We start from the raw sequence: 6,690 nt of genomic DNA, 5'->3' as shown, positions 1-6,690 counted from the left end.
CGGGGCGGGCGGGGGCCGCGCGGGGGGGGGGGGGCGCCCGCGGCCCCCCCCCCCGGGCCGCCCCCGCCCCCCCCCGGGGCCGGGGGGGCGCCCCCCCCGCGCCCCCGCGCCCGCCCCGCCCCCCCCCCCCCCCCCCCCCCCCCCCCAACCGCCGTTATCCACAGCCTCGAGGAAAGGCAGTGAGAGTTTCGGGGATGGCGTTCATCCTGGGGCGATGGTGACGCATGCGGAGCATTTCAGGCCACGGCCATGGTCGGAGGAACGGCCCCAGGTGGTGATGCCCGTGCCGCTGGACCACACCGGGCGGACGGGGCCGACGACGCGACAGGCACGTGGTCGCGGGTGGAGGCGGGTGTGGCGCGGGCTGTACGTTCCGGCGAGCGTCGATCCGGACGACGCGCAGCAGCGCGTGCTGGAGGCGGCGACGCTGCTGCCCAACACTGGAGCCGTCACCGGATGGGCGGCGTATGCATGGGCAGGGGCGAAGTGGTTTGCCGGGATGGGCGAAGGGCGGGCGATCACGTTGTCGACGTACGGGCACAAGATCGCCGCACGGCCCGGGGTGGAGATCTCGGCCGAACGGATGCCTCCCCAAGAGCGCTGCTGGGTGGACGGGATCCCGTTCACGAACCCGGCGAGGTCGGTCGTCTTCGAGATGCGGTATGCGCCGGACGTACGCGAGGCCGTTCGTTGGCTCGATCTGGCGTTGGCGAGCGATCACGTCAGTCGGGTGGAAGCGGCGGCGTACGTCTCGACGTTGAACGGCTGGACCGGCGTCCAGCTCGCTCGGGATGCGACCGTCCTCTCGGACGAGAACGTCTGGTCACCGACCGAGGTCGACCTGCGGCTCTGCTGGCGGCTGGATCTACAGCTCGAGAACATCGTCTGCAATCGTCCGGTGTTCGATCATGATGGTCGGCACATCGGTACGCCTGACGTGCTCGATCTCGAGGCCGGCGTCGTAGGGGAGTACGACGGAAAGGCCCATCTGCAAGGAAAGCAGCGCGCCACCGACATCCAGCGAGAAGGTCGCTTCCGTGCGTCCGGGCTCGAGTACGTCACCATGGTCTCCCGAGATCGCTTCGAGCCGAGCGGATTCCTCCGCCGTACGTTGGAGGCGAGGTCCAGGGCCCGCCGGCTCCCGGTTGCCGACCGCCGCTGGACGATCGATCAGCCGAGATGGTGGATCCCCACCCATACCGTGGAACAGCGCCGCGCCTTGAGCGCCGCAGAACGAGAGCGGTTCCTGGGGTGTCGTGCCGCGTAGGTGCCGAGCGTCGAGGTAGTCCGGTAGCGAACTGCCTAAATACTCGCCGGTAATAGGCAGTTCGCTACCGGACTACCCCGACCACCCCGCCTACCTCGCCATCCCCCTCCCAGATAATCTCACTCTATGAGCCACTCCACCGAAGACATCAAGGCCCGTGTAGACGACCTCTTCCCCGGGATCCGCAAGGACCTCGAGGACCTCGTGCGGATCGAGTCCGTGAGCGCCGACCCCGAGCGCCTGAGCGAGGTCGAGAAGAGCGCCGAGAAGACCCTCGACCTCTTCGCGGCCGAGGGCTTCGACGTGGAGATCGTGCGTGCCTTCGACGGTGCTCCGCCGGCCATCGTCGGTGAGAAGAAGGGCCCCGAGGGGGCCCCGACGGTGCTGCTCTACGCCCACCACGACGTCCAGCCGGAGAACGACCACGCCGACTGGGACACCCCGCCGTTCGAGCCCACCGAGGTCGGGGACCGGCTCTACGGGCGCGGTGCGGCCGACGACAAGGCCGGCATCGCGGCCCACATCGGCGCGGTCCGAACCCTCACCAGCCTCGACGAGAACGGTGAGCTCCCGGTCACCGTGCGCCTCTTCATCGAGGGTGAGGAGGAGGTCGCCTCGGCCACGCTGCCCCAGCTGCTGGAGAAGTTCCAGGACAAGCTGAAGGCCGACGTCATCGTGATCGCCGACTCCGGCAACTGGGACATCGGTGTCCCGGCGCTGACCACGTCGCTGCGCGGTCTCATCCGCGTCGACGTCGAGCTCCGCACCCTCAGCCACGCGGTCCACTCCGGCATGTGGGGCGGTCTGGCTCCCGACGCGATCATGGCCCTCGTACGTCTCCTCAACACCCTCTGGGACGAGAACGGCGCTCCCGCGGTCGAGGGGCTCGTCTCCGGGCCTGCGGCCGACGTCGACTACCCCGAGGAGCGGCTGCGCGCCGAGTCCGGGGCCATCGCCGGCCTGCAGTGGGTCGGCGAGGGCAGCGCCGTCGAGCGGATGTGGACGCAGCCTGCGATCACGATCACCGGTCTGGACGCCCCCAAGGTCGACGGCGCCTCCAACACGCTCTCCCCGAGCGCCCGCGCCAAGGTCACCATCCGGATCGCCCCCGGCGACTCCGGCGAGAACGCCGTCGCCGCCCTCACCCAGCACCTGGAGAAGCACGTCCCGTGGGGCGCCGAGCTGACCACCAAGGTCGTCGACACCGGTGAGCCGATCGCCCTGGACGCGACCGGCCCGGCCTACGACGCCGCCCGTGCCGCCTTCACCGAGGCCTGGGACGGCACCGCCCCGATCGACATGGGCGTGGGCGGCTCGATCCCGTTCATCGCGGAGTTCCTCGAGGCGTTCCCGAAGGCCAGCGTGCTGGTCACGGGCGTCGAGGACCCCGACACCCGCGCCCACGGCGCCAACGAGGGACTCCACCTCGCCGAGTTCCGCAAGGTCGTCGTCGCCGAGGCGCTGCTGCTCCAGAAGCTCGGAAGCCGCTGACCGTCCACCGAGGTGACTCGGTCGGGTGACACTGCCTTCGTGGAGTTCCGCGAAGGCAGTGCGCCTTCACCGAGTTACCCTTCGACAAGCTCAGGACATCGCCTCGGTGAACATTCGCGCCCGGAGCTAGACCCCAGGCAGCGTCAGCGCCACCCGGGTGCCCTCACCAGGGCGTGAGTCGAGCTCGACCAACCCGTGGTGGCGCCTGGTGATCTGCTCGACCAAGGTCAGCCCGAGCCCGGCTCCGCGCGAACCACCCAGCGCGGAGTTGGAGCCTCGGTAGAACGGTTCGAAGACCTTCGGCTGTTCCTCGAAGTCGATGCCCACGCCGCCGTCGGCGATGAAGACCGTGACCTCGCTGCCGGCGCTGTAGAGCATCACCTGGACCCGCGAGCCCCGGTAGCTGTAGGTCAGCGCGTTCTTGACCAGGTGCAAGAAGGCCGCGCGCAGCTCGCGAGGATCACCGACGACGTACGCAGGTCCGGTCGGCGTCGTCAGGACGCACTCGATGTCCTTGTGGGCTGCGTCGGGATCGAGCTCGTCGAGCACGTCGTCGAGCATCTCGGAGACCTCGATCGTGGTCTCGCCGGGGGCGTTGGCTGGGTCGCGGATCCGGGACAGGAGCAGCAGGTCGCTGACGATGCCCTCGATCTGGGCGCTGCGTACGGTCAGCGTCTCCACCTGGACGATCCAGGGCAGGGTGTTGGCCTGCTCGCCGGCCAACGCGTTCAGCGAGGTGCCGAGCGCGTTCACCGGGATCCGGAGCTCGCGGGCGACGGCCTCGATCAGCCGGTTCCGTTCGCGATCGGCGTGGGCGAGCTGCTGGGCGAGGTCGCGCTCCTGCGTGTAGGCGTTGGCGGTGAGCACGATGCGCCCGAAGTCGCGGCCGAGCTCCATCGCCAGCCGGCCCTCCGCGTCGGTCCACGTGGGCCGCCCGGGGGAGCGGAGCAGGACGATGTGGCCGAGCCACTCGTGGTCGGCGCCGACCGGTACGACCAGGGCGCTCGCCGCTCCCAGGGTCTCGAAGAACTCGTTCACGACGGCGGCCTGCTCGTTCCACTCCGAGGAGTCCGCGATCCGCTCGCGGCACAGGATCGAGTAGGTGCCGTCGGCCCAGTATCGCGACGTGTTCCGCGAGGTGAGCGTGGCCAGGCCCGGGTCGGGGTCCCAGTCGAGGCCCGGGGTCGCGTGCACGACCATCTCGTTGTGGGAGCCCTTGGTCGCCATCCAGATCCCGTCGGCGCCCAGGCCGCGGATCAGCGCGTCGTGGCTGGTGTCGAGCACGTCGGCGAGGCTGAGCTTGGAGCTGGCGTCGCGCAGGAACTCCTTGGCGGTCTCGAGGTTCGCGGCGCGCTCGTAGAGCCGCTCGCGCTCGAGGTAGCCGCGCACGACCCGCTGGGCACGCTTCGCGAACCGGTTGAGCACCCGGCGCTGGGTGAAGTCGGGCCGACGGCCGCTGACCGGCATGTCCACCGAGAGGCAGCCCTGGATGGAGCCGTCGTCACCGAGGATCGGCGCGATCAGCATGTCGTGGGGGTGCCACGCGTCGGCGGCGTCGATCATGTTGGTGGTCGAGACCCAGCTGCCCTCGTGAAGGTTCACCCGCTCCTGGGGGATGAACCGCCAGGCGCCCCAGTTCTCGCCGCGGGAGAGGTTGTCGCGCAGGTCGGAGAGGGCCCACCGGGTGCCGAGGATCTCCTCGGCCGTCTCCCGTCGCCCGTGGGCGTTCAGCCCGCTGATGAAGCCGTGGACCGCGACCACCTCGAGCTCGTCGCCGCGGACGACGTTGATCGCGGAGATGCCGAAGCCGAGCAGCTCGCAGATGCCTTCGGAGATCATCTGGAGCGCGGGATCGGCCACCGGCAGCGACGTCCTGCTCGGCGTGCTCGCAGGCACGTCGAGGGCTTCGACTGACTGTGGTGGGGGCATCCTTGCTCTCGGGTAGGTCGGTCAGGGAGGGTGTTGCAACTGCGTGGCAGTCCTGAGGACCTGGGCACCACGGAGTGTTGCACGAAACGCGCGCGCTGTGCAGCCGTAGGCGTCCGTCTCGACCAGATTGTGACGTTTGGTTAACCGAGCGAGGTGGCGTCGTTGGCCAACGGAAGGACGAGGGATACGCGGGTGCCGGTGCCGGGCTCCGAGCGCAGCGTGACGCGGCCGTCGTGGCGGCGTGCGACCCGGTCGACGATGCTGAGCCCGAGGCCGACGCCCTTGCGGCCACCGATCGCCTGGCTCGACCCGCGGTAGAACTCGGTGAAGACCTGGATCTGCTCCGCCGCGGGGATGCCGACGCCGTTGTCGGTCACCGAGATGGCCGCCTCGCTCGCGCTCTCCACGATGTAGAGCCGGATGTGGCCGCCGCGGTGGGTGTAGACCAGCGCGTTGTCGACCAGCCGGAGGATCGCCGCCGTGATCTCGCTGCGGTCGCCCAGCACGAAGACGCTGCGCGCGGGCACGTCGAGGCTCACCTCGATGCCACGCTTCTCGGACTCGTACGTCCTCTGCTCGAAAATCTCCTGCAGGAGGGACGTCAGATCGACGTGGGCGAGCGCCGGCCGGGAGGCGGGGTCGGAGAAGCGCGAGAACAGCAGCAGGTCGTCGACCATCGCGACCAGCTGGTCGGATCGGCTGATCAGGTTGCCGACCTGCTGGAACCAGGTCGGCGATCCGCGGTCCTCGTGACGCATCGCGTCGATGCCGGTGGTGAGGGCGGTCAGCGGGTTGTGCAGCTCCTGCGCGACGGCCTCGATGAGCCGGCTGTGCACCTTGTCGGCGGTGGCCAGCCGCTGGGCGAGGTCACGCTCCTGGGTGTAGGCGTTGGAGGTGAGCACGATGCGCCCGAAGTCGCGACCGAACTCCATCGCGAGGCGCCCCTCGGCATCGGTCCAGCGCGGCCGGCCCGAGCCACGCACCAGCACCAGATGACCCAGCGCCGTGGTCTCGACCCCGATCGGTACGACCAGGAGCGAGTCCGCCTCCACCGCGTCGAGGAACTCGAGGCCGAGCCTGGCGAACATCCTCCGCTCCGCGGCACCCTGTTGCAGCGCCTGCCGGAGCAGGTCGCGGTTGACGATGGCGTGCTGGCCCGCGTTCCACAACCGGGTGGCCTGGTAGGCCTGTCCTGCGGCGATGTTGTTGCTGTCGTTGGCGTTCCAGCCCAGGCCGGGGGAGGCGTAGGCGACGGACCCGCCCTCGCCGTCCTGAGCCTGTACGTAGAGACCATCGGCGTCGAGACCCCGGCTCATCGCCTCCTGGGTGGCCTCGAGCACCTCGGTGAGGCCGAGCTGGGAGTTGGCTTCTCGCAGGAAGCTCTGGGCCTCGAGCAGGTTGTTGGCCCGCTCCTCGAGGTATTCGCGCTGCAGAGTCAGCAGCACCGTTCGCCTCGCCTGGCGGGCGAACCGGTTGAGGATCCGCTGCTGGCGCCTGCCGGGCCTGCGGCCGTTGGTCGGACGGTCGATCGACAGTACGCCGACGAGCTCCCCGTTCTCGTCGTAGAAGGGCGCCAGGAGCTCGTCGAGCCGGTGCCAGTCCTGCGGGTCCTTCAGGATGTCCTCGTCGGTGTCGGGGACCCAGTAGCCCTCGGCCTCACCGATGGTGTTCTTCTCGTGGGGGACGAACTTGATGTCGCCCCAGTCCACGGACATGTCCAGCAGGTCGGTGACGACCGAGACCGGGAACCGGGTGCCGAGCATCTCGGCGACGGTCATCTCGCCCTCGACGGTGTGGCCGGTCTCGTCCCCGTAGGCCGCGACGATCTCGAACTCGTCACCTCGGCGGATGTTGATCACGGCGGCGCCGAAGCCGACGAGCTCGGTGACCCCCTCCGCGATCAGCTGCAGACCGGGATCCGGGCTCGGGTACGCCTCGGAGGCGCCGCTTGGCGCGTCCGGACCCTCTGAGGGCGTACTGGTCATGAGTTCTCCGCCGAGATG

General features: G+C 69.7%; 4 protein-coding genes. 2 read left to right on the top strand and 2 right to left on the bottom strand.

The window, feature by feature from the left end; all coding sequences use genetic code 11:
- The first annotated feature begins 352 nt into the window (after positions 1-352).
- Both ACIRON_RS23235 and ACIRON_RS23230 read left to right on the top strand, forming a co-directional pair.
- On the top strand, positions 353-1,267 hold the full coding sequence (locus ACIRON_RS23235) for a hypothetical protein (protein ID WP_402995882.1): 915 nt from the start codon (positions 353-355) through the stop codon (positions 1,265-1,267).
- Positions 1,268-1,393: 126 nt separating this feature from the next.
- Positions 1,394-2,758, top strand: a complete 1,365-nt coding sequence (locus tag ACIRON_RS23230; RefSeq protein ID WP_402995880.1) for a dipeptidase — start codon at positions 1,394-1,396, stop codon at positions 2,756-2,758.
- Positions 2,759-2,884: 126 nt separating this feature from the next.
- Here ACIRON_RS23230 and ACIRON_RS23225 read toward each other — a convergent pair whose 3' ends face one another.
- A complete protein-coding gene (locus ACIRON_RS23225) occupies positions 2,885-4,654 on the bottom strand; it encodes a sensor histidine kinase (protein ID WP_402995878.1) in 1,770 nt (589 codons plus the stop codon).
- A 173-nt stretch (positions 4,655-4,827) separates the two neighbouring features.
- Entirely contained in the window at positions 4,828-6,672 is a 1,845-nt protein-coding gene (locus ACIRON_RS23220) for a sensor histidine kinase (RefSeq protein WP_402995876.1), read from the bottom strand.
- Positions 6,673-6,690: the final 18 nt, after the last annotated feature.

The organism is Nocardioides sp. NPDC101246, from assembly GCF_044767415.1.
In the GTDB taxonomy this organism is placed as follows: domain Bacteria; phylum Actinomycetota; class Actinomycetes; order Propionibacteriales; family Nocardioidaceae; genus Nocardioides.
Note: the sequence above shows the minus strand (reverse complement) of the source record. Positions and strands in the feature narration are given on the sequence as shown.